Genomic DNA, 22,006 nt, shown 5'->3' with positions numbered 1-22,006 from the left:
CTCACGGGTAATGAAGCACCACCCAGGCAACGTCCTGACAAACGGCGTTACATCTTCCCCAACACCCCCTGTTCGAGTGCCAGGGCACAGCTGGAAACCGTCGACTACTGTGAATACGTCCCCTTGCGAAGGACATTTGAAGCCGTCACGGTGGCCGCCTCCCCCGTAAGTGTTCGTACCGTGACGGCTTTTTTACGTCCGCCACTTCCCCGCATCATCCGCAACCATCCGATGACAGGACCGACCTGTGGGGGCGAATTCATTCGCCAAGGGCAACGCAGTTGCCCCTTCGGCCCATCAGGGCAGACCTGCGGTCTGCTTGGCGGCTGAATTCGCCCCCACACCAAGCGCCCCGTAGGATGGGTTTCGCTCCGCTCGCGGAACGCCGCCCGCCCCATCCGACGAAAAGCATTCAACGCAAATCGCCTCACTCCCTTTCCACCAGCCCGCCTACCACCTTGCGCGCCACTGGGGTGACCAGCACCACTGCGGGAAACGCAAACAGCCAGGCGGTGAGCCAGGCACCGGACCAGAGGCCGAGGAAATCCGGCACCCAACCCGCGGCGCGGTAGGTGGAGATGCCGGAAACCAGCAGGGACATGAGCCCGGAAAGGATCAGGCTGAACAACAGCGGTGCAAAGCGCTTGGGAATCATGCCGGCACCTCTCGGGTCAGGCTGCACAGGCGAGCCGGTGCAGGGCTTCGGAAACATTCCGGCCGAATAGCCTCGCCGTCCGGATATCGCCCGGCGCGAAGGCGTCGGCCGGAGCGGAGTGGCTGGACTGGGCCATCAGCCCCGACCAGGAGCCCAGGCGGTTTGCTGCCTCGTCATAGGGCACACCTGCGTGCTGCTCGGGCAGGATCGGGTTTCCTACCCAGAGCATGCCGTGCTGCATGCAGAAGACGAACAGGGACAGGAGCGTCGATTGCTTGTCCCCCGCCGGCAACGACGACACGGTGAAGGCCGCCGCGAGCCGGCCCTTGAGCCGCTGGGCACGCCACAACGGCCCGGTGGCATCCATGAAGCACTTGAAGGGACCGGAGACGCCGCCGAAGTAGGTCGGCGAGCCGAAGATATAGCCGTCGAACTGCAGCAGGTGCTCAGGCGCCTGGGTGAGGTCTTCGGCCTTGAGCAAGTGCACCTCGGTGTTGGCGGTAGCCTGGGCGCCTTCGCAGATCTGCCGGGCGATGTGCTCGGTGTGGCCGTGGGCGCTGTGGTAGATGACGGCGAGTTTTTTCATGCTGGATGGTTCCTGTGATTGGGGAGGCGAAGAGGCGCCGGGCTTAACGCAGAGCCCAGTCGATCAGGACGGCGGAGAAGAAGAGGCCCAGGCCGAAGACGCTGTGGTTCACGAGGCTGCGCAGGCAGTTCCTGAGGGGAGTCGGCGTCCTGGACGCCGCGAAGCCGGCGCCCATGGCCGGCTGCATCACGAACAGCGGTGCGACCACGGTGCCCATCCCCACCAACACGGCTGGCAGCAGGGTCGGATTCGCCGCCCAGTCCATGCCACGGAGCACCACCAGCAAGACCGCAAAGCCGATGCCGACGGCGTAGTGGGTTAGCCAACCCAGCGCCAGCTCGCCGGAAACGGGTTCCGACCTGGCAATGGCCTGGTGGGCGATGCGGCCTCGGAACAGGTGCCCGACCCAGCGGCCGATGAACGCGAAGTTGAGAGTCTGGACGCCCATCCGCTTGAGGAAGGTGAGCCAGATATCCATGACGGCGGTGGCGCCTACGCCGATGAAAACAACCTTGATGATGTCGTGCAGGAGATTCATGTGAGCCCCGTGATCGTTGACGGTTGGAGGTGTCGAAGCTCACTCTAGAAGTTGAAGTCAACTTCAAGTCAAGGGATCACGGATGGACATTGCCGAAGTCGCCAAACGCACGGGTGTGCCCGCGTCGACGCTGCGCTACTACGAGAAGAAGGGGCTGATCACCTCCCTCAGTCAGCAGGGCACGCGGCGCTGGTTCGCCCCCGGCATCCTCGATCAGCTGGCGCTGATTTCCCTGGGCCAGGCGGCGGGGCTTTCGCTGGACGAGATTGGCTCGATGTTCTCGCCCAACGGCGAGCCGAATATCGACCGGCAATTGCTGCTGACGAAGGCCGATGAGATCGACGCCCTGATCAAACGGCTGAAAGCCATGAGCCATGGGCTGCGGCATGCGGCGGCCTGCCCCGCCCCAAGTCACTCGGAATGCCCGACCTTCAAGCGGTTGCTGAAGGCGGCGTCATCAGGCGTCATCGAGCGGCGCTGGAACAAGGGCGCGCCCAAGCGGCCGGCAAAATAGCCCGCCTCTGCATGCCCCGCCGCGTGGCTGACCGTAGGGTGTGCTGCGCGCACCGATCAGCGCAGCGCTCAATCGCTGGTGCGCACGGCGCACCCTACCGACGGTTCCGTCGCTCCAGGCAATCGACGTGATTTGCCATCGCCCGGCGGACGGCCAGGGCCCCTTAGTTCAGCGTCAGCATCAGGCAGAGCGCGATCGTCAGCATCGCCGACGCGGCCAGGGCCGTTCCCGTACGCACGTGGTTCCAGCGTGTCCACTCCTCCACATAGGTCCGCCATGCGGCCTCGGAACCGGGGTTGCTGACATCCAGCCGCGCCAAGGCGTTGTTGCGCGGGACGTTGCACACCAGCGTCACGCCGAAGGTGCCGAGCAGATACAACAGGCTGCCGATGAGCAGGAAGAAGGTACCGGGTACCTCCCAGTGCACATAGGCGTACAGCGTCAGCAGTCCGCAGGCGGCGCTGGTGCCCAGGAACGTGGCGAGAAAGAGCCGATTGAGCACCGTCTGGTTGATGGCCTGCATGGCGGCGATGCCGGCTTCCGGAGACAGGCGCGCCAGCGCCTGCATCACGAAGTTGGAGAAGGCGAAGAACAGGCCGCCCATCAGGCCGCAGGCAATGGCGCAGAGGAAGGCCAACAGGAAGGCGATATCGTCGATGAAGGGCATGGTCGATTCCTCCGGGGTCGATTCAGGGCTGCGCCTTTCCGTTCAGGTTTCGCAGCCGGCTGCCGCCGCTGTCGCCCGGAGTACGCGCATCAGCGCACCCGGCCCCTGCACACGCCATCATCCGTTTGTCACTCATTTTCCTGCCCTCCGCTGCATCCATGCATTCTGGACCAGCCGGGAAAAACTGCAGCCCCGGCGAAGATGTCACTGTCTGGAGGGCACTGTCATGACCGAAGAACATGACTCCAGCCGGCGTGGGCGCGAAGCCCGACCCTCGCCACTCCCTGCCTGGGCGCAATCGATGCAATGGTTCGGGCTGACGATGCTTCTGGTGGCCGTGGGCCTGGCGGTATTCACCCAGATCGCCAGCGAATCCAGTGGTGCCGTGCTGATTGCCGCCTTTGCGCTGTTCGGGTTCCTGACGCTGATCGTGGAACGCTGCGTCCTCGCCTTCAGACATTGAATCCGAAGGCATCAGACGCGGCCGCGCCCCTTGAGCCAGCCTCTCGTCGCCCCGGCTGGAGCACCCGCTCAGACCTCGCCGTAGAGCTTGTCGCTCACCAGCATGTGGCCGGGGGCATGGGTGATGTAGAGCTCGGGCTCGGCTTCGGCCAGCACGGCCTGAGGGGTGACACCGCAGGCCCAGAACAACGGGATCTCATCCGCCGCCACGGGGACGGCGTCGCCATAGTCCGGGGTGGCGAGGTCGCGGATGCCGATCAGTGACGGGTCGCCAATATGTACCGGCGCACCGTGGGTCATGGGGAATCGTGCGGTGATTTCGATGGCGCGAACGGCGTCGGCGGCTTTCATCGGGCGCATGGACACCACCGTCTGGCCCGCGAGGCGCCCGGCCGGGTGGGTTTCGATGGCCGTGCGATACATGGCGACATTGCGCCTCAGTTCGATATGGCGCAGGCGGATGCCGGCATCCAGCAGTGCCTGTTCGAAGGAGAAGGAGCAGCCGATGGCGAAGGCGACGAAATCCGCTTCCCAGAACTCGCCTATGTCGGTCACTTCCGCGAAGTCCCGCCCACGGCGATGGATGCGGTAGCGCGGCACGTCGCTGCGCACGTCCACATCCACGCCGAGCTTCTCGAAATACGGCGACCCCGGTTCAGTCACGTCCAGCAGCGGGCAAGACCTTGGGTTGAGCACGCAGAAGTGCAGGAATTCGTCCGCCCAGGACTTCTGCAGGATCACGATATTGGCCTGCAAGTGGCGTTGGCCCAGGCCGCTGGTGTGACCGCTGTAGTCGCCGCGACGGATCAGTCGGCGCAGTTCACGGGGGGAAAGTTGGGCGAGTTGCTGCAGGTCAGGCGTGCTCATCGGCCGGCTCCGGTTGTTGTTCTGGCCGCTATTCAGGGGCGCGCGGGCCCGGCCGTCCAACAAGAAATTTCCGGGACCGGGCATCGGGAAAATTGAATTACAGCGGACGCAGACGCCCTTCGCCCTTTTTCAGCTCGGCCGGCACGAAATGCGCCTTGCCCACGTTTTCGGCGTAGTGCGCCACCACCGACTTGCTCACGTCCACCACCTGATCCACCAGCTCCAGGCCGGTGCCGCCGCGCCAGGACATCACCAGCGGCAGGCTCGGCGGCATCGGGCTGATGCGCAGGATGGTCAGCTCGCCCCGCTCCAGTTCCTGGCTCACCAGGGCCGGCGGCAAGGCGCCTATGCCGAAACCGTCGCGCAGCAGGCGGGTCATGGCCGCCACCGAATTCACGCAGCTCAGGCGTGGTGCCGCCACACCATTGGCGTGCAGCAGGCCGAGCACATCCTGGTGCGGCCGCGAATGCTTTGAAAAGGTCACCACCCGCTCGCGCGCCAGCTCCGCCAGGGAGGCGTAGTCGCGGTGATAGATGGAGCCGGTGGAGACGATCCAGCACAGCGGATAGCTGCCCAGCTCGAGGTTGAGCACCGACTCGTGGCGCAGCGGGTCGGTCCCGAAGATCAGGTCCAGGTAACCTTTCTGCAATTGCTCGGAAAGGTTGCGCGCGGTGTCGGCCATCAGCTCGATCTCCACCGCCGGGTACAGCTCGTTCACCTTGGACACCAGGGAGCTCAGCCAGGTGTGGATCACCGTGTCCATGGCACCGATGCGGATTCGCCCCTGGGTGGCCGAGCTGGTATCGATGGCCTGCTTCAGGGCATGCATGGTGTCCATCATCTGCTCGGCGTACTCCAGCACCTTGTGCCCCTCGGGGGTCAGGGTCACGCCCCGGGAATCCCGCACGAACAGCTTCACGCCCAGTTCGTCTTCCAGCACGGCGATGCGGCTGGAAATGGACGCCTGGGTGCTGAAGAGCTTTTCGGCGGTCAGGCGAAAGCTTTTCAGACGGGCGACCCAGACGAAGGTTTCGAGGAACTTCAGGTTCATGGCGGTTACCGGCAAGCAAGGGATCAAACGCAGAAAGGACGAAAAGATACAGTAGATTCAAGCACTTCCTGCGCCAGACGAACGCCTGATCGACAAGCGCCGCACGCTGGCGGCCGTGCATCTTCGTTCCTGGCACCGTTGATCGGCTATCGGAATTTCTTATCCCCGGCGGACGCTTTAATTAGTTGGACGCTCCTGCAAACTCGGCACAAGAATCCGCCCACAGGCTGCGGGCACTGACCCCGCATCCCCCGAATGCTCATACAACGCCAAGAACAGCGATCGGAGAACCCCATGCAAAAACAAGCGACCCAAATGGGTGGGCTGGACGTCGACCAAGGCGGCCATTTCGGCTGGTACCGGGCCCTCAGCAAGCAGGAACGCCGGACCTTCTGGAGCTGCAAGATAGGCTACGGCCTGGACGGCATGGACACCCAGATGCTCAGTTTCGTCATTCCCACGCTGATCGCCATCTGGGGCATCACCACGGGTGAAGCCGGTCTGATCCACACCCTGACCCTGCTCGCTTCCGCCGCTGGCGGCTGGATCGCCGGCATTCTCTCCGACCGCATCGGCCGCGTGCTGACCTTGCAGCTCACGGTGCTCTGGTTCGCCTTCTTCACCTTCCTCTGCGGCCTCGCGCAGAGCTACGAACAGCTACTGATCGCCCGCACCCTGATGGGCTTCGGCTTCGGTGGCGAATGGACCGCCGGCGCGGTGCTGATCGGCGAAGTCATCAAGGCCAAGGATCGCGGCAAGGCGGTGGGGCTGGTGCAGTCCGGCTGGGCAATCGGCTGGGGCCTGACCGCCCTCCTCTACGCCGTGATGTTCAGCATCCTCGCACCGGAAGACGCGTGGCGCGCGCTGTTCATGCTCGGCCTGCTGCCGGCGATCTTCGTGATCATCGTTCGCCGCCTGGTGAAGGAACCGGAAATCTACAAGGAGGCGCAGAAGCACAACCAGGGCGCCGAGAAGGTCAACTTCTACGAAATCTTCGCCCCCGGCATGCTCAGCATCACCCTGCGCGCCTCGCTGTTGACCACCGGCGCCCTGGGCGGCTACTACGCCATCACCTCCTGGCTGCCGACCTTCCTCAAGGCGGAACGCGGCCTGACCGTACTCGGCACCGGCGGCTACCTGGCGATGGTGATCCTGGGGTCCTACGTGGGCTATGTGATCAGCGCGTTCCTCACTGACCTGATCGGCCGCAAGAAGAACTTCATCCTCTTCGCCGTCGGTTCCTTCATCGTGGTCCTGCTCTACACCCAACTGCCGGTCAGCAACGGCGCCATGCTCTGGCTGGGCTTCCCCCTGGGTTTCTTCGCCTCGGGCATCTTCAGCGGCATGGGCTCCTTCCTCACCGAGCTGTTCCCCACCCGCATCCGCGGTTCGGGCCAGGGCTTCTGCTACAACATCGGCCGCGCCGTCGCCGCGTTCTTCCCGATGCTGATCGGCATCCTCAGCCAGCACGTCTCGCTAGGCGTGGGCATCGGCGGATTCGCCGCGGTGTCCTACGGGGTGGTCATCCTCGCCGCCCTCAGCCTGCCGGAAACCCGCGGCAAGCAACTGGAAATCTGACCGGACCGCCTCCCACCCAGAATTCCCCCTGCACCCGAACACCCGTCTGGCTGCCGCGCTGATAGCCGGCAGCGGACTGGGCCGGCCCCTGCTCGCCCAGTCGCAACCAACCCTGAAGGACAGACCATGAGCAGACTGCTGCTGAATTGCGATATCGGCGAAAGCTTCGGCGCCTGGACCATGGGCCTGGATGCCGAAGTCATGCCCCTGATCGACTGCGCCAACATCGCCTGCGGCTTCCACGCCGGCGACCCTGGCACCATGCGCCGCACCATTGCCCTGGCGGTGAAGCACCGGGTGAGCATCGGCGCCCACCCCGGCTACCCGGACCTGGTGGGTTTCGGCCGCCGCTCCCTGGCCTGCTCGCCGGCTGAGGTGGAAGACCTGATGCTCTACCAGGTCGGCGCCCTCGACGGTCTCTGCCGGGCCCAGGGTGCCCGCGTCAGCTACGTAAAGCCCCATGGCGCGCTGTACCAGGACATGATGCGCGACCCGGCCATTCTCGCCGCCGTGATGCGTGCAGTGGCCGCCTACGACCCGCAACTGCCGCTGATGCTGATGAGCACCCGCGACAACAGCGCCGCCCAGGCCATCGGTGATGAGTACGGTGTGACCCTCTGGTTCGAAGCCTTCGCCGATCGCGCCTACGACGGCGACGGCTTCCTGGTGTCGCGCAGCTTGCCCGGTGCGGTGCATCACGACCCGGAACTCGTGGTGGCCCAGGCCCTCACCCTCGCCCGTGGCGAATCCCTGCGGGCCAGCGATGGCAGCGACCTGCCGCTAAAGGCCCACACCCTCTGCGTACATGGCGACAACCCCGGCTCGGTCGCGGCAGTCAAACGCATACGCGAAGCGCTGGAGGCCCAATGAACACCCCGCAGCTGCACATCGAAGTGGCATCCATCGACGCCTTCATCCTGCGCCTGTTCGATCGCATCGACGAAGCCAACATGCCCTGGATGCTGGCTGCCGGCACTCGCCTGCGGGAGACCTTCGGCACCGCCCTGGTGGATCTGGTGCCCTCCTACACCACCCTGCTGTTGCACTACGACCTGGAGCAACTGGACCCGCGCCAAGCCCGCGAGCGGGTCACCGCAGCGCTTTCCGGGCTCAGCCCCGAATCCCGCGCCACCGGCCGCACCCATGTCATTCCCACCTGGTATGACCCGAGCGTGGGTCCGGACCTGGAGCCCCTGGCCCAGCGCAAGCACATGAGCATGGCGGAACTGGTGGGGCGCCATAGCCAGCGCGAGTACCAGGTGTTCGCCCTGGGCTTCACACCCGGCTTCGCCTTCATGGGACTGGTCGAAGACGCCCTGACCGCCCCGCGCCTGACCACCCCGCGCAAACGCATCGCGCCCGGAAGCGTCGGCATCGCCGAGCGGCAGACAGCGGTCTATCCGGTGGAAAGCCCCGGCGGCTGGAACCTGCTGGGCCGCACGCCGGTGCGCCTGTTCGACCTGGACCTTCCCGGCTACAGCCTGCTGCAGGCCGGCGACCGGGTGCGCTTCGAGCCCATCGACCACGCCGAATTCATCCGCCTGGGCGGCGACGACACACCGCTGGAGACCCTGCAATGAGCCTCGTCATCGACAGCAGCACGCCCTTCATCCTCCTTCAGGACAAGGGTCGCTTCGGCTGCCGCCATCTGGGCGTGACCCAGGGCGGTGCGCTGGATTGGGTGTCCATGGGCTGGGCCAACTGGCTGCTGGGCAACGACCTGGACGCCGCCGTGGTGGAAATCGGACTCGGCGCCTTCAGCCTCACCTGCCAGCGCGACGGTACCCTCGCCATCGCTGGCGCCGACCTCGGCGCCACCCTCGACGGCCAGCCCCTGTCGGCCTGGGGCGCCTTCAAGGTGCGCAGCGGGCAACGCCTGGCTTTCGCCCATCCCCGCCAAGGCGCCCGTGCCTACCTGGCAGCGCCGGGTGGTTTCCCGGGTGAGCGCCAGTTGGGCAGCCTTGCTTGCGTGGCCCGCGAAGAGCTGGGTGGCCTGCATGCCGACGGCAAGGCCCTGGCCGTGGGCGACCAGTTGCACTGGCATGGCGAAACCGGGCAGATACGAAACATGCCGCGCGCGCAGACGCCCGACTTCAATGGCGACGCCCGGCTGGAGCTGATCCTCGGCGCGCAGATCGGTGACTTCTCCGGCCAGAGCCTGTTCGATGCCTTCAACAGCCAGTGGACAGTGGACACCCGCGCCGACCGCATGGGCGTGCGCCTGCTCGGGCCGAAACTCGAGTGCAAACGTCAGTCGATGATCTCCGAAGGGATTGCCCTGGGCGCCGTGCAAGTCCCGCCGGACGGTCAGCCCATCGCGCTGCTCAACGACCGCCAGACCATCGGCGGCTACCCCCGCCTCGGCGCCCTCACCCCACTGGCCGTGGCCCGCCTGGCGCAATGTCTGCCCGGCACGTCGCTGTGCCTGGTGCCAACCGTGCAGGAGGCAGCCCATCGGGAACACCGGAAGGCCTTGGCCGGGTGGTGGGCTGCCTGACATGGGCAGAGAGCTGTCGTAGGGGTGAATTCATTCGCCCAGCAGGCCACAGGTCTGCCCTCTCGACCAGGAATGGGCTGCTGCGCAGCCCTTGGCGATTTCAATCGCCCCTACAGGCAGGAAGCCCACAGAAAGGCTTCCAATGGGTTTACCATTGCGCCCTTTCCCTTCCATTGGCTGCCCCCATGACCGACCCCATCCGCTTGTCCAAACGCGTTATCGAACTCACCGGCTGCTCCCGCCGGGAAGCGGAACTCTATATCGAGGGCGGCTGGGTCACGGTGGATGGCGAGGTGGTGGAGCAGCCGCAGTTCAAGGTGGCGGAACAGACCGTGGCCCTGCTGCCCGGCGCCACCCCCGATTTGCTGGAGCCGATGACGCTTCTGCTCAACCAGCCCGCCGGCCTGACCTTCGACGAGGCCCAGCGCGTGCTGACCCCGGAGAGCCGCTGGGCGGACGACCGCGCCGAGGTCCGCCTGCTCCGGGGGCACTTCGCCCGGCTCACCACCGCCCTGCCCCTGCAAGCCGGCGCCAGCGGCCTGCTGGTACTGACTCAGGACTGGCGCGCCCTGCGCAAGCTGAACGAGGACGCCAGCAAGCTCGAACAGGAGTACGTGGTGGAGGTGGCCGGAACCATGGTCGATAACGGGCTGGACAAGCTCAAGCGCGGCATCCGCGTCAAAAACGGCGAGCTGCCCCCGGTCAAGGCCAGTTGGCAGAACGAAACCCACCTGCGCTTCGCCCTCAAGAACCCCCGCGCCGGCTTGATCGCCAAGCTCTGCGAGGCCGTCGGCCTGAAGGTGGTGGGCATGAAGCGCATCCGCATCGGCGGCGTGCCCATGGGCAAGGTGCCCGTCGGGCAGTGGCGCTACCTGGGGCAATCGGAGCGGTTCTGACGTCTTGAAGCTCCTCTCCCGTTCAGGGAGAGGGTCACAGAGTGCTACAGCCGGATTCCCACCGGCTCATCGCGCTCATTTGCGTGCTTGTCCTGGCGGGGCTTCTCCCCGGCCGATGCGGTGCGTTCAGCCGGGTTGGCGCTGAGGTGCTGGAACTCGAAGACCGGCGTCTTGCCCGGTCGGCTGGGGACAAGGTCGATTCCGGCTCCCCGCCCCGCGTACTGACCGTAGACCCCGAGCAGGAACATGCCGATCGCCATATAGATGCCGAAACGCTCCACTGATCTGGGGTTCTTGCCGGAAGGCGGCAGGACCTGCAGCCTCGGCTGGCGGGATGCGTGCTTCATCAGTCCACCAGTACCTTGTCCATCAATTCCAGGCCCAGGCGCTGGGTGCTGGCTTCGTTCTCCAGCTCACGCTGACTGATGCCGGCTACCGTTGTTCGCGGGATCGCGAGCAGGTGATTGCTGAGGGTGATGGAGCAACTGCCATCCGCCTCCCACAAGCATTCGAACTGGAAGGTGACGCTCATCTTGTTCAGGGTGTCCTCAACCTGGCGAAGCATCAAATTGTTCATTCGCAGTCCTCTTACCAATCGAGTAAGCCGGACTGGAAAACCTAGCAGGGAAAATCGCCACGTAAATGTCATCCGGCGACTGTTCATCGGAAAGCTTCCCTCCCGATGATGACACCCCCGTTGCAGAGCATTTGCAGACAAGCGGTCCTTGAAACCTTGCCAATCGGGTACGTCACTTGCTTTAAGGACCGATCGAGACGTCTCCATGCCCAACCCTCCACTCGCGCCCAGTTTCGGAGTCGAGGAAACCTTTTTCCTGGTAGACAGGCGCAGCCGCAATCTGCCACCGCAGCTGCCCGAAGGTCTCCTTCAAGCGGGACGGGCAGCGTTCGACGGTGGGTTCAGTCAGGAAATGTTCCAGAGCCTGGTGCACCTGGACATGGCACAACCCAACCTGGTGGAAATGGCGGAAGCGCGAGCCAGCCTGCTCGAACGGCGTACCCGCCTGGCGGCCATCGCGGACGATCATCATCTGGCGCCGGTCTGTGTCGGTTCCCACCCCTTCGCCGACTGGCACGTGCAGATGCCGTCGGTTGACCCGCACTACCAATCATTCTTCGAAGACCATCGGATGATCGCCCACCGCAGCCTGGCCTGCGGCATGCGCGTCCAGGTGGTCGTGCCTGAGAACGTCGACCGCATCCTGGTGATGAACCGGGTGCTGGACTGGCTGCCCCTGCTGCTGGCCCTGAGTACCTCATCGCCCTTGTGGGCTGGGCGCCCCACCGGGCTGATGAGCTATCGCCAGGCGCTCTGTGCGGAATGGCCGCACAAGGGCATTCCCGAACACTTCCCGGACGAACCGTCGTTCACCGCCTACGTGCAGTGGCTGATGGCGTCAGGGTCGATCCGTCGCGAGAGCGATCTCAGCTGGCGCATCCGCCCTTCCCCGCGCTTTCCAGCCCTGGAGTTGCTCGGCATCGACGCCTGCCCATCGGTGGAAGACGCCCTGTGTGTGGCCTCCCTGTTCCGCGCCCTCGTCGCCTGGTCCATGGACCAGACGGCGGATGAGCCGCAGGACCCTCTGCTGCAACGCTTGATACTGAAGGAGAACCACTGGCGCGCCATGCGCTTCGGAATCCACGGCCTGTACCTCGACGCCTCGGGCGAGGCCAGCCTGTCGGCCGGCGCCTGGCTGGCACGGGCCCATGCCTGCTTTGGTGAGTTGGCCGAGGCCGAAGGTGACGGCCTGGCCTTCACCCGTGGTCGCCACATATTGCGCTACGGCAGCAGTGCCGACCGGCAATTACAGCGTTATCGGGAAAGCCTGCAGGCCGGCCTGCCCCGGCAGCAGGCCCTGGTGGCGGTCGTGGATGAGCTGATCGCGGAAACCTGTGGCGGCTGAGCGCTGCCAGATCGGCGAACGTCGAACCCCGACCTAACCTACGGGGCTCAGCTTCAGCACGCAGGAAATGCTCTGGGTCCGGCCATCCCAGATGTAGCGGAAGTGCTGCCCCTGCACCGGCAGGCTGACCGCCGGCGGGCGAAACGCCGCCACGCACTCATGGCCCGGCAGGCGCACGCTGTTGTACAGCAACCCCCATTTGCCGGCATTACGGTGCTGGCCGGCGAACGCCTGGCTAGGGCCGTAGTTGGTCGAGTCCGGGTCATGCAGGTCGGCTCGGTCGCGCACATCCACCATCGGGTGGACCACCTTGTTCACATAGGAACGCATGGTGATCTCGATGCTCGCCTCCTGAGTGGCGCGCCAGAAGCGCTCCTGGTGGTAGCGGGTTTCGGCGATGGCGGCGTCGATGGAGTTGGCGCAGTAGTAGACGCCGAAGGAACCATCGGAAAAACGACTGGCGCGTCCGATGTGGGTGAACACCGCCATCACCACCGTGGCCCCGGAGCCGCTGACGCGGTCCTCCGGGGCGACACGGCTGATCTCGCCCACCTGGTCGCGCAGGCGGTCATTGGTCATGGCCTCGATGGCGTAGGCGATTTCCAGGTCGTCGGGGTCGAGGGTGTCTTCGAATACGGAGATCGGCGGGAAGGCGCTGTTGACCAGGCGATAGGCCTTGTTCCATTCGGGAATCCGTTCCAGCAGGCGCTCGTCGGTCATCAGCCACGCACTCCGTCGAGGTAACGACGCACATCGGCCACATCCACCACCTGGCCACCGAGCATGTACTCCAGCGCGCTGCGCCCGTTGAACGGCGCGGCACTGTTGGGTTTGTGCACCCACTCATAGGCGCGTTCCTCGTGGTTGCTGAAGAGGATGCGCAAGGACTTGTGGATGCCCATCAGGTAGGAAATGCGTTCCAGGGTGTCATGGGGCAAACGCACGCTGGGCAGCTTCTTGTAGCTGAAATAGGTGGTGTTGCCGATGGAGCCGAGCAACGTGCGCTGCTGCTCCTTGGTGCAGCCCCACTTGTCCATCAGGTTGAAGAAGAACTTCAGGGCGACGCGGCCGGCTTCGCCGCTCTGTACGTCCGGGCTGGCATGGCTGGCGGGAATGTTCATGGCGCCTCCTGGGTAACGTGCTATGGCTTGGAGTCTACTCCTGATCCGAATTTTTTCAATATTTAAGTTCGCATCAGTATCAATCGATCATCCCCGCTCCGGTGCGATTGGAGACGGACACTGGCAAAAAACGCCAACCAGACCGAGCGATTTCGACCTAGGCCCTTGTCCCGGCACTGGATAGAGTTCCATGCGTGTCATTCGTGAGGGGCATTGTCATGCTCGAAACCGCTTCCGCCCACCGTTCCCGCTACCTGGAAAATCGCCACTTGGCGCTGGCCCTGTTTGCCGAGCAGGGGTATGGCCAGGTGAGCATGCGTGATCTCGCCGCGCAGATGGGCATCAAGGCCGGCTCCATCTATCACCATGTGGAGAGCAAGGAAGCGATGCTCTTCGAGTTCATCGAAGAGCTCTACGAACGCCTGCTGGACAACGCGGTCCTGATCGCCCGCCGCCACAAAGAGCCCGCCGCGTGCCTGGCCGCGCTGATCGATGCCCACTTGGCCCTGCATGAACCCATGGGCCTGCATTTCCGCCTGGCGGAACTGGAAGCCCGTTGCCTGTCCGGTGAACGCCTCGAACAAGCCCGCGCCCTGCGCCTGGCCTACGAGGAAACCCTGCTGGAGCCGCTGCAAAGACTGGCTGATCAGCCCATGGATGCCGCTGGTCGCGGGGCGGTGGCCAGCATCGTCTCGCTGCTCAATCAGCTGCCGACCTGGCTGGATGCCAGCGGACTGGCGGCCGACCAGGGACGGGAACTGATGACCCGGATGATCCTGGGCACCGTGCGCGGGGCATTGCACTTGCCTTGATTCCAGGGCTGGATTTCGCGTCGGCCTTTAGGTGCGCTGCGCACCCAAATCACCACACGGCGCTTCTGGCTCGTACATCGTCCCCTGCAACCAGCACCACCCTGCGCACTCCCGCTCGATGGCCTAGCCTTTCCGGTATCAGCAGTGGAGAAAGCCCGATGTACCAGCCGATCAATGCAGTGGTGATCATGGGAGTCGCCGGCAGCGGCAAATCCGCTGTGGCGCGGGCCTTGGAGTTGCGCAGCGGGACGCGGCTGATCGAAGGCGATGCGTTCCACCCCGACCGCAATATCCAGAAGATGAGCACCGGCCAGCCCCTTACCGACAAGGACCGCGCCACCTGGCTGCGCGCCCTGGAGAAACAGCTGCAACAAGCCTATGCCGCCGGCGAACACCCGATCCTCACCTGCTCGGCCCTCAAGCGCTGCTACCGGGACGGCCTGCGGGAAGCCATTCCCGCGCTGGGTTTCGCCTACCTGCAACTCTCCCCGGAAGCCGCCGCCGAGCGGATGGCCCGGCGCCGCGGGCACTTCATGCCGTCCAGCCTGCTGGACAGCCAGTTCGCCGACCTGGAACCGCCTGTGGACGAGCCCCTGACCCTGATCCTCGACGGCACCCAGTCAGTCGAGGCCCTGGCCAACGCCATCCACCGGTGGTGGCAGCAGCACGCGCCGGCCTGAGCCGGACGCCCGCCTGGCACCAATCCGCCACCATCCTGTCTTCGCGCAAAAGCGCTTATGATTCCGCGCTTTGCCGTGGTCACAGGGATATTTCCATGCTGTCTGCCGTTCGACGCTACAAGGCGCTGCTGTCAGGTGCCCTGGCGCGTTACTTCCCTCGCACCACCGAGTATCTGCGCGCCGAGAGCGAAGCCGCCGCGCAGCTGCGCAAGCCCAAGCCAAGGGCGAAGAAGGCCGCGACGACGTCCACCAGGCCCAAGACCAAGAAAACTCCGGGCGATGGCCCCGCCAAGCCCGCCAAAGCAGAACCCGAAGGCATCTACCCCGGCGCGCGGCTGAAGGTGACCGAAGCCCAGGAGCAGGCCATGCGCGAGCGCGTGGCCCAGGCGGTGAGCGCCGGCGTGGTGGGTGCGCCGTCCGATGAGCAGTGGGCGATGATCCTCGGCCGCGCTCCGCTGACCCGCATCTTCGCCGGCGCCGGCTCTGGCAAGTCCACCACCCTGGTGCTGCGGGTGGTGTTCATGCTCTGCCACATGAACGTGGCGCCAGAGCGTCTCACCGTCATTTCCTTCACCAATGCCTCCTGCGCCCAGTTGCGGGAACAGCTGCTGAAGGTGCTCGCTTTCTGGCAGTTCCCCTTCGACGCCGCCCAGGCGCGCCAGTGCGTGCGCACCTTCCATTCGGCCATGGGCACCCTGGCCAAGGACCTGCTGGGCAATCCCCGCTGGTTTGAGCAACTGGACGACGCCAGCGCCGGGGAACTGGACAACCCACTGCTGGCCGGGCGCCTGCGCCCAGCCCAGCAGCGACTGCTGCAACAGGCCTACCAGGCGTGCTACGAAGCGGACGCGGACTTCCGCGAGGGCGTCCACAGCCTGCTGGACCTGCCGCCCCTGCCCGCTCCCGCCGACGGGCAGCCCCCGCGCATTCCCAAGGCGCCCCTGGATGGCTTCAAGCTGGCCGGCGAGTTCACCCCGCTACCGCTGTACGAAGCCTTCTATGTGCAAGCCGGGTTCATGGAAAGCATCGGCATCCGCCTCGACCGCCTGAAGCCCCGCGACCTTGCCTGCTCGGCGCGGGAGCGCAGCTTCGTCGAAGCCCTGGTGCAGTTCTGGAAACACGTCGAGGCGCTGCTGCAACAGCAGGGGCTGATGACCTTCAACGCCGCCTTCCAGCGTCTGGGCGAGCGGCTGGCCAAGGGCGACGGCGTCTCCACCGACGCCCTGTTGCCCTACTGCCACCTGCTGATCGACGAGTTCCAGGACATCTGCCCGCAGATCGTCCAGTGGCTGCAGGCCCTGCACCGAGCCCTGGCGCGCAAGGGCGAGGCGGTGAGCCTGATGGCCATCGGAGACGACTGGCAATCCATCTACGGCTGGCGCGGCAGTTCGCCGGAGCTGTTCATGGACTTCGACAAGCACTTCCCCAGCAAGGGCAAAACGAAGAAAAGCACCGTGCTGATGCTGGAAACCAACTACCGCTCCATCGAGCCGATCCTGAGGGATGGCGAGAAAGTGCTGGAGGGCGTGGCCTTCAAGCAGGCCAAGACGAGCAAGGCGTTCAAGGCCACGCAACCCGGTGACCACGGCGCCAGGCTGGTGACCCGCTTCGACCTCAAGGCACGAATGCCAGAGCTGGTGAAGGACATCCAGGAGCAGTGCGCCCACGTCGCCAACCGCCCCAACGCCGACCGCAATCCGGTGCTGGTGCTCAGCCGGCGCAACGAACCGCTCAAGCAGATCCAGGCGCAGCTCGACCCGACACTGCCGGTGAAGACGTACAGCATCCACCGCGCCAAGGGCCTGCAAGGGGAAGTGGCGATCATCGTCGACGACTGTGTCCCGCCGGAAAAACACCCCCTGCGCAACGCCCTCTACGCCCACTCGGGCTTCTTCCGCAACAGCTACGACCAGGCCATGCAGGACGAAACCCTGCGCCTGGCCTACGTGGCCATCACCCGGGGCGTGAGCCGGGTCATCTGGTACACGAACAAGGTGCAGGGAGCGGTCCAGGTGCTGGCCAGCCGCGGTTGAGGCGGATCGCCAGCCTGCCGGGATGACGTGCATGACCAAGGGCAACCCGGTTGCCCTCTCCTGCCTGGGGCGGACCTGAGGTCTGCCTCACGATTGAGATCGCGCCGACACCATCGGCCCCTCCCCCGCACGCCCCACCTCCAACTCAAAGCGTCGCGCAGCCCCGTTTCGCCCCAGGCGAGAAACCGGGGCCCCACGGCGTTCGGCCGTTCTTCACATGACCGGTCAGCGGTCCCACGTCGGCAAACGCGGTCGATGTCATGAAATGAAAATCCGCTGTCACTAGATGAAAGGTGTCCGGCCGACATGAGGCCTACAGTCGCTGACGATTCATCACGGACTAGAACCATGGTCCCGATGGGCAAGTGTCAGCCTCGTTGATCAGGTCGGGGCTCGGATGCTGTGTCCCCTGGCACGGGGTCCGAATCAGGGACGGGGAGCCACGACCTCTCCGTCTCTGATTGGCCTTGCTCGAATGAAACGCCTGCAGGTGCTCAACGCCACATTCCCGCAGAGGGTGGGTGGGGAGTGAACGGCCTGCGCCCCTTCATGAAACGCTTCCAAGAAAAACAAAGAGTGTCGCAATGAGCATTTCCCCCAGTACGCCCCAGACCGCATCAACCGCCAAGCGACGCCCGTCAGCCGCCAAGCCCCGCCGCCGCAGCAAAAACGACGATCCGGCGAGTGATTCCCCCCAGCACGAACTGATTGGCACTGCGTCCAACCAGACCCTCGCCGGCAACCCGCTGGTCAGCGTGCGCCCCGCCGACCTGGCCAGCTCCGCCGGCTACCTGCTGAAGGCCGTGGGCAAGTCACCGCTCAAGGCCGGCTATCACCTCGGCGGCTACCTGAAATCGCTGGGCTCCATCGTCCGGGGCAACTCCGAAATCGCGCCGGACCCGAAGGACAAGCGCTTCGCCGATCCGGCCTGGCAATCCAATTTCCTGTTGCGCGCCCTGCTGCAGAGCTACTTGGCGGGCCAGAGCGAATTCACCCGTTTCATCGAGTCCACCGATCTCGCGCCCCTCGAAAAGAGCCGGGCCCAGTTCGTCGCGTCGCTCCTGGCCGATGCGGTGGCACCCAGCAACTTGCCGCTGACCAACCCGGTGGCGCTGCGCAAACTGGTGGACACGGGCGGCATGAGCCTGGCCCGGGGCATTCGCCAGTTCACCCACGACCTGGTCAACAACCGTGGCCTCCCGGCGCAGGTCGACAGCACGCCGTTCAAGGTGGGAGAGAACATCGCCGCCGCCAAGGGCGAGGTGGTCTTCCGCAATGAGATGTTCGAGCTGCTGCAGTTCGCACCGACCACCGAGAACGTCCATGCACGTCCGCTGGTGATGTCGCCGCCGCAGATCAACAAGTACTACGCCATCGACCTGTCGCCGGAAAAAAGCCTGATCAAGTGGATTCAGGACAGCGGCGTGAACCTGTTCGTCATCAGTTGGCGCAACCCCACCGCCGAACATCGCGACTGGGGCCTCTCCGACTACGCCCTGTGCCTCGACCAGGCCGTGGATGTGGCATGCAAGATCACCGGCAGCCCGGACGTGAACATGTGGGGCTCCTGCTCGGGCGGCATCACCCTGGCGGCGTACCTCGGCTGGCTGGCGGCACGTGGCGAAGGCCACAAGGTCGCCAACACCAGCTGGGCCGTGTGCGTACTCGACATGCCCTCGGCACTGGACGACACCACCCTCGGCCTCTTCACCACCCCGTCCGCCCTGCGCGCCGCCAAGGCCAGCTCGCGGCGCAAGGGCGTGCTGAGCGGCCAGGACATGGCGCGCATGTTCGCCTGGATGCGCCCCAACGACCTGATCTGGAATTACTGGGTCAACAACTACCTGCTGGGCAACAAGCCGCCGGCATTCGACATCCTGGCCTGGAACAACGACACCACCCGTCTGCCGGCCCAGCTGCATGCCGACTACCTCGACCTGGTCCAGCTGAACCCCTACAGCAACCCGGGCACCATGGAGATCGCCGGCGAGACGATCGACATGACCCAGGTAAAAGTCGGCGCCTACGTCATCGGCGGCACCACCGACCACATCACGCCCTGGCAGGGCTGCTACGGCACCGCCCGCCTGTTCGGCGAGGACACCACCTATGTGCTGTCCAACGCCGGCCACCTGCAGAGCCTGGTCAACCCGCCCGGCAATCCGAAGTCCTTCTTCTACGCAGCGCCTGCTGCCGCCGAAGACCCGGAAACCTGGCTGCAGAACGCCGGCGAGCGCCAGCAAGGCAGCTGGTGGCCCCATTGGCGCGAGTGGATTCAGCAACGCTCCGGGGACAGCCTGCCGGCGCCGAAGAAGCTGGGCTCACGCAAGTTCCCGCCCCTGTGCCCCGCCCCCGGCACCTATGTGCTGGAACGCTGACAGCCACACCGAAAGCGCGTTCAGCTCGTAAGGTGGACCACGCTTCATCGGTCCACCATCGGTGTATCGCATGGCAGGAACGGTGGAAATGAAAAGCGATTTCCACCCTACGGTGGGCGCGGGAGAGGGACTGGTAAGCGGGGCAGAACATGAAGCTGCCCCTTGTTCTGAGTGGGGCCAGAAAATCTACTACATTGATTTTCGTCGAATAACAGACGGCGGCCCTCCCATTCATAGCCGGGCCGAGCCGAGCTATCAAAAGTCCGTCATTGCTTCACATTGCGTTCGAAACAGGCTGCGCTTGCGTGTAGACGTCTGGTCTCTTATTCAACGACTCATGACCACTGGAGGGTATGGCGCGTGCCGAACTCTGTATTGAGCAGCTTTATTGAGCGGGCCACTGAGCTGAGCCGTATGCAATCGAAACCTTGCGACTGCGTGGCGGCGCTGGCACCGCTCATGATGGACCTCATCGACAAGGCGCCCGGCTTCCTGGAAGAGCAGCACTATCGCAGCGACCCCAATCATTACTCGCGCAATCTCATCTACCGCGCCGAGGATGACGGCCTGTCGCTCTATGCCCTGGTGTGGATGCCCGGCCAATGGACGCCTGTTCATGACCATGGCAGCTGGGGCGTGGTGGGTATCGTCGAGGGCGTGCTGGAGGAACGCAGTTACGTCTGCCTGTCGCCGGATCGGACGCGCGATGAAGGCATCGATCTGGTTCGCGGCGGGATGATTCTTTTGCCGCCAGGTGCCGTCACAAGCTTCGTGCCGAACCCCGATCACATTCACATTACGGGCGTTCCCGCTGAACGAGGGCGTGCCGTGAGCCTGCATCTGTACGGGCGAATGATGAACAACTTCCACATATACGATGTAGAAGCTGGCAAGCGGTATCTGACGGAACTGCAACACAATCCCAATTGATCAGGCAGGCCGTTTTCAATGCAGATCAGCCGCCGTCTTTAACGTTGCCGATCGCGCCGATCCCCCCGAACACGAACAAGAAAAACCTCCATCCGGCGCAAGCATCCCGCGCTGAGCGAGATGGAGGTTTCAACTTCAGCCCTTAAACCGCGTCCCTCGTACTCACCCCGTCCACCAGCCGCTGAATGCTCAGCGGATTGGCATTCTTCAGGGCATCCGGCAGCAGCGCATCGGGGTAGTTCTGGTAGCACACCGGCCGCAGGAATCGGTCGATGGCCAGCGTTCCGACCGAGGTACCACGGGCATCCGAGGTGGCGGGATACGGGCCGCCGTGGACCATGGCGTCGCAGACTTCCACGCCTGTGGGGTAGCCGTTGAGCAGCAGGCGGCCGGCCTTGTGTTCCAGCAGGCTGGCCAGGTCGCCAAAGGTGGCGAGGTCCGCCGGTTCAGCGATCAGGGTGGCGGTGAGCTGGCCGCGCAGGCTGTGCAGGGCGCGGGTCAGTTCCGCCTTGTCGGCCACTTCGACGACCACGGTGGTGGGGCCGAAGACTTCCTCCTGCAGCAGTTCATCCCCTTCCAGCAGCAGGCTCACATCGGCCTTGAACAGTTGGGCACGGGCCTGATTGCCTTCCTGTTTCGCCCCGGCCAGGTGGCTGACGCCGGGGTGTTGCTCCAGGTGCTCCAGCCCCTGGCGATAGCTCGTGAGGCCGCCGGCATTGAGCATGGTCTGGGCCGGCTGGTCGCCCATCAGGGCAGCGAAACGTTCGAGGAATGCGGAGAACTCCGGCGAACGGATGCCGATCACCAGCCCCGGGTTGGTACAGAACTGCCCTGCCCCCAGCACCACCGAGGCGGCCAATTCCTGAGCCACCTGCTCGCCACGGCTCTTGAGGGCTTCGGGCAGCAGCAGGACGGGGTTGATGCTGCTCATCTCGGCGAATACCGGGATGGGTTGCGGACGCGCGGCGGCCATGTCGCAGAGGGCGCGGCCGCCACGCAGGGAACCGGTGAAGCCCACGGCCTGGATGGCCGGATGCTTGACCAGCCATTCCCCGACCCCGCCGCCGTAGATCATGTTGAACACGCCTGCCGGCATGGCGGTTTTCTCTGCCGCGCGAACGATGGCGTCGGCCACCCACTCAGCGGTGGCCATGTGGCCGCTGTGGGCCTTGAACACCACCGGGCAGCCGGCAGCCAGGGCGGCGGCGGTGTCGCCACCGGCCGTGGAGAAAGCCAGGGGGAAGTTGCTGGCGCCGAACACCGCCACCGGGCCGACGCCGATGCGGTACTGACGCAGGTCCGGGCGCGGCAGGGGCTTGCGCTCGGGCAAGGCGCGGTCGATGCGGGCGCCGTAGAAGTCCCCGCGGCGCAACACCGTGGCGAACAGGCGCATCTGGCCACTGGTGCGGCCACGCTCACCCTGGATGCGCGCCGTAGGCAGTGCGGTTTCGCGGCAGACGGTGGCGATGAAGTCGTCGCCCAGGGCGTCCAGCTCGTCAGCGATGGCGTCGAGGAATTCGGCGCGGCGGCTGGCGGGCAGGTTGCGGAACGCCGGATAGGCAGCCTCGGCTGCGCGGGCGGCGGCGTCCACTTCGGCCTGGGTGGCCTGGTGGAACAGGTAGGGCAGCGCTTCGCCGGTGGTGGCGTCGAAGCTTTGCACGGTGAGGGTGCCGGCGGCGCTGCGGCCACCGGCGATGAAGTTGAAGCCGCTGATGACGGTCATGCTCGTCTCCCTGATCTCGTGGGTTGACGGGGGACTTTACGAATCCCCCTGTGGCCTGCCTAATGAGAGCTCCTGATCCCGTGATAACTATTCGTC

At 65.1% G+C, this 22,006-nt stretch carries 24 protein-coding genes; 13 read left to right on the top strand and 11 right to left on the bottom strand.

Going from position 1 to position 22,006, the window contains the following annotated elements; genetic code table 11:
- Window positions 1-427: 427 nt before the first annotated feature.
- Genes TQ98_RS10850 through TQ98_RS10840 form a run of 3 tightly spaced genes read right to left on the bottom strand, consistent with a single transcriptional unit; the run spans window position 428 to window position 1,779 of the window.
- On the bottom strand, window positions 428-655 hold the full coding sequence (locus TQ98_RS10850) for a DUF2798 domain-containing protein (protein ID WP_044875433.1): 228 nt from the start codon (window positions 653-655) through the stop codon (window positions 428-430).
- Window positions 656-671: 16 nt separating this feature from the next.
- On the bottom strand, window positions 672-1,241 hold the full coding sequence (locus TQ98_RS10845; RefSeq protein ID WP_044875432.1) for a flavodoxin family protein: 570 nt from the start codon (window positions 1,239-1,241) through the stop codon (window positions 672-674).
- A gap of 43 nt (window positions 1,242-1,284) precedes the next feature.
- A complete protein-coding gene (locus TQ98_RS10840; protein WP_044875431.1) occupies window positions 1,285-1,779 on the bottom strand; it encodes a DUF2938 domain-containing protein in 495 nt (164 codons plus the stop codon).
- A gap of 82 nt (window positions 1,780-1,861) precedes the next feature.
- On the opposite strand from TQ98_RS10840, the gene TQ98_RS10835 reads away from it, so the two are divergent.
- On the top strand, window positions 1,862-2,293 hold the full coding sequence (locus tag TQ98_RS10835; RefSeq protein ID WP_044875430.1) for a helix-turn-helix domain-containing protein: 432 nt from the start codon (window positions 1,862-1,864) through the stop codon (window positions 2,291-2,293).
- A 163-nt stretch (window positions 2,294-2,456) separates the two neighbouring features.
- On the opposite strand, the gene TQ98_RS10830 is transcribed toward TQ98_RS10835, so the two are convergent.
- Window positions 2,457-2,960, bottom strand: coding sequence for an anthrone oxygenase family protein (locus tag TQ98_RS10830; RefSeq protein ID WP_044875429.1), 504 nt, complete (start codon window positions 2,958-2,960; stop codon window positions 2,457-2,459).
- Here TQ98_RS10830 and TQ98_RS27595 point away from each other — a divergent pair.
- Window positions 2,950-3,423 carry a hypothetical protein gene (locus TQ98_RS27595; protein ID WP_146036003.1) on the top strand — a complete coding sequence of 158 codons (474 nt, stop codon included), beginning with the start codon at window positions 2,950-2,952 and terminating at the stop codon, window positions 3,421-3,423. The two genes, TQ98_RS10830 and TQ98_RS27595, sit on opposite strands and share 11 nt — an antisense overlap.
- A 68-nt stretch (window positions 3,424-3,491) precedes the next feature.
- Here the strand turns inward: TQ98_RS27595 and TQ98_RS10820 are convergent, their stop codons facing one another.
- Together TQ98_RS10820 and TQ98_RS10815 are read right to left on the bottom strand one after the other, a co-directional pair.
- A complete protein-coding gene (locus TQ98_RS10820; RefSeq protein WP_044875427.1) occupies window positions 3,492-4,289 on the bottom strand; it encodes a putative hydro-lyase in 798 nt (265 codons plus the stop codon).
- A gap of 97 nt (window positions 4,290-4,386) precedes the next feature.
- A complete protein-coding gene (locus tag TQ98_RS10815; protein WP_044875426.1) occupies window positions 4,387-5,340 on the bottom strand; it encodes a LysR family transcriptional regulator in 954 nt (317 codons plus the stop codon).
- 315 nt (window positions 5,341-5,655) lie between these two features.
- On the opposite strand from TQ98_RS10815, the gene TQ98_RS10810 reads away from it, so the two are divergent.
- The 5 genes from TQ98_RS10810 (at window position 5,656) to TQ98_RS10790 (ending at window position 10,311) form a co-directional block, all read left to right on the top strand.
- Window positions 5,656-6,918: an MFS transporter gene (locus TQ98_RS10810; RefSeq protein ID WP_103102936.1), complete on the top strand. Its 1,263-nt coding sequence runs from the start codon at window positions 5,656-5,658 to the stop codon at window positions 6,916-6,918.
- A gap of 126 nt (window positions 6,919-7,044) precedes the next feature.
- The gene (locus tag TQ98_RS10805) at window positions 7,045-7,788 is read left to right on the top strand and encodes a 5-oxoprolinase subunit PxpA (RefSeq protein ID WP_044875424.1); all 744 of its coding nucleotides are present in this window, start codon (window positions 7,045-7,047) and stop codon (window positions 7,786-7,788) included.
- Complete coding sequence (locus tag TQ98_RS10800) at window positions 7,785-8,498, top strand: allophanate hydrolase subunit 1 (RefSeq protein ID WP_044875423.1); 714 nt, start codon at window positions 7,785-7,787, stop codon at window positions 8,496-8,498. The genes TQ98_RS10805 and TQ98_RS10800 overlap by 4 nt, the downstream gene beginning before the upstream one ends.
- Window positions 8,495-9,415: a biotin-dependent carboxyltransferase family protein gene (locus TQ98_RS10795; RefSeq protein WP_044875422.1), complete on the top strand. Its 921-nt coding sequence runs from the start codon at window positions 8,495-8,497 to the stop codon at window positions 9,413-9,415. The genes TQ98_RS10800 and TQ98_RS10795 overlap by 4 nt, the downstream gene beginning before the upstream one ends.
- A 185-nt stretch (window positions 9,416-9,600) precedes the next feature.
- The gene (locus tag TQ98_RS10790; RefSeq protein ID WP_044875421.1) at window positions 9,601-10,311 is read left to right on the top strand and encodes an rRNA pseudouridine synthase; all 711 of its coding nucleotides are present in this window, start codon (window positions 9,601-9,603) and stop codon (window positions 10,309-10,311) included.
- A 44-nt stretch (window positions 10,312-10,355) separates the two neighbouring features.
- On the opposite strand, the gene TQ98_RS10785 is transcribed toward TQ98_RS10790, so the two are convergent.
- Both TQ98_RS10785 and TQ98_RS10780 read right to left on the bottom strand, forming a co-directional pair.
- Complete coding sequence (locus TQ98_RS10785; RefSeq protein WP_044875420.1) at window positions 10,356-10,658, bottom strand: hypothetical protein; 303 nt, start codon at window positions 10,656-10,658, stop codon at window positions 10,356-10,358.
- Window positions 10,658-10,888: a hypothetical protein gene (locus TQ98_RS10780; protein ID WP_044875419.1), complete on the bottom strand. Its 231-nt coding sequence runs from the start codon at window positions 10,886-10,888 to the stop codon at window positions 10,658-10,660. Before TQ98_RS10780 ends, TQ98_RS10785 begins: the two co-directional genes overlap by 1 nt.
- A 205-nt stretch (window positions 10,889-11,093) precedes the next feature.
- Here TQ98_RS10780 and TQ98_RS10775 point away from each other — a divergent pair, with 205 nt between their 5' ends.
- On the top strand, window positions 11,094-12,233 hold the full coding sequence (locus TQ98_RS10775; protein ID WP_044875418.1) for a YbdK family carboxylate-amine ligase: 1,140 nt from the start codon (window positions 11,094-11,096) through the stop codon (window positions 12,231-12,233).
- A gap of 33 nt (window positions 12,234-12,266) precedes the next feature.
- Here TQ98_RS10775 and TQ98_RS10770 read toward each other — a convergent pair whose 3' ends face one another.
- Together TQ98_RS10770 and TQ98_RS10765 are read right to left on the bottom strand one after the other, a co-directional pair.
- Window positions 12,267-12,953, bottom strand: coding sequence for an RES family NAD+ phosphorylase (locus tag TQ98_RS10770; RefSeq protein WP_044875417.1), 687 nt, complete (start codon window positions 12,951-12,953; stop codon window positions 12,267-12,269).
- Window positions 12,953-13,354 carry an MbcA/ParS/Xre antitoxin family protein gene (locus TQ98_RS10765; protein WP_044875416.1) on the bottom strand — a complete coding sequence of 134 codons (402 nt, stop codon included), beginning with the start codon at window positions 13,352-13,354 and terminating at the stop codon, window positions 12,953-12,955. Before TQ98_RS10765 ends, TQ98_RS10770 begins: the two co-directional genes overlap by 1 nt.
- A gap of 218 nt (window positions 13,355-13,572) precedes the next feature.
- Here TQ98_RS10765 and TQ98_RS10760 point away from each other — a divergent pair, with 218 nt between their 5' ends.
- The 5 genes from TQ98_RS10760 (at window position 13,573) to TQ98_RS10740 (ending at window position 20,187) form a co-directional block, all read left to right on the top strand.
- A complete protein-coding gene (locus TQ98_RS10760) occupies window positions 13,573-14,166 on the top strand; it encodes a TetR/AcrR family transcriptional regulator (protein ID WP_044875415.1) in 594 nt (197 codons plus the stop codon).
- Window positions 14,167-14,324: 158 nt separating this feature from the next.
- Window positions 14,325-14,846, top strand: a complete 522-nt coding sequence (locus tag TQ98_RS10755; RefSeq protein ID WP_044875414.1) for a gluconokinase — start codon at window positions 14,325-14,327, stop codon at window positions 14,844-14,846.
- Window positions 14,847-14,941: 95 nt separating this feature from the next.
- Window positions 14,942-16,879 (top strand): DEAD/DEAH box helicase, encoded by a 1,938-nt coding sequence (locus tag TQ98_RS10750; protein ID WP_044875413.1) that lies wholly within the window; start codon window positions 14,942-14,944, stop codon window positions 16,877-16,879.
- Window positions 16,880-17,463: 584 nt separating this feature from the next.
- Entirely contained in the window at window positions 17,464-19,257 is a 1,794-nt protein-coding gene (locus tag TQ98_RS10745; RefSeq protein WP_044875412.1) for an alpha/beta fold hydrolase, read from the top strand.
- 360 nt (window positions 19,258-19,617) lie between these two features.
- Window positions 19,618-20,187 carry a cysteine dioxygenase family protein gene (locus TQ98_RS10740; RefSeq protein WP_044875411.1) on the top strand — a complete coding sequence of 190 codons (570 nt, stop codon included), beginning with the start codon at window positions 19,618-19,620 and terminating at the stop codon, window positions 20,185-20,187.
- A 142-nt stretch (window positions 20,188-20,329) separates the two neighbouring features.
- Here the strand turns inward: TQ98_RS10740 and TQ98_RS10735 are convergent, their stop codons facing one another.
- On the bottom strand, window positions 20,330-21,910 hold the full coding sequence (locus TQ98_RS10735) for an aldehyde dehydrogenase (NADP(+)) (RefSeq protein ID WP_044875410.1): 1,581 nt from the start codon (window positions 21,908-21,910) through the stop codon (window positions 20,330-20,332).
- Between the last annotated feature and the right edge of the window lie 96 nt (window positions 21,911-22,006).

Source organism: Pseudomonas sp. LFM046 (assembly GCF_000949385.2).
In the GTDB taxonomy this organism is placed as follows: Bacteria; Pseudomonadota; Gammaproteobacteria; order Pseudomonadales; family Pseudomonadaceae; genus Metapseudomonas.
Note: the sequence above shows the minus strand (reverse complement) of the source record. Positions and strands in the feature narration are given on the sequence as shown.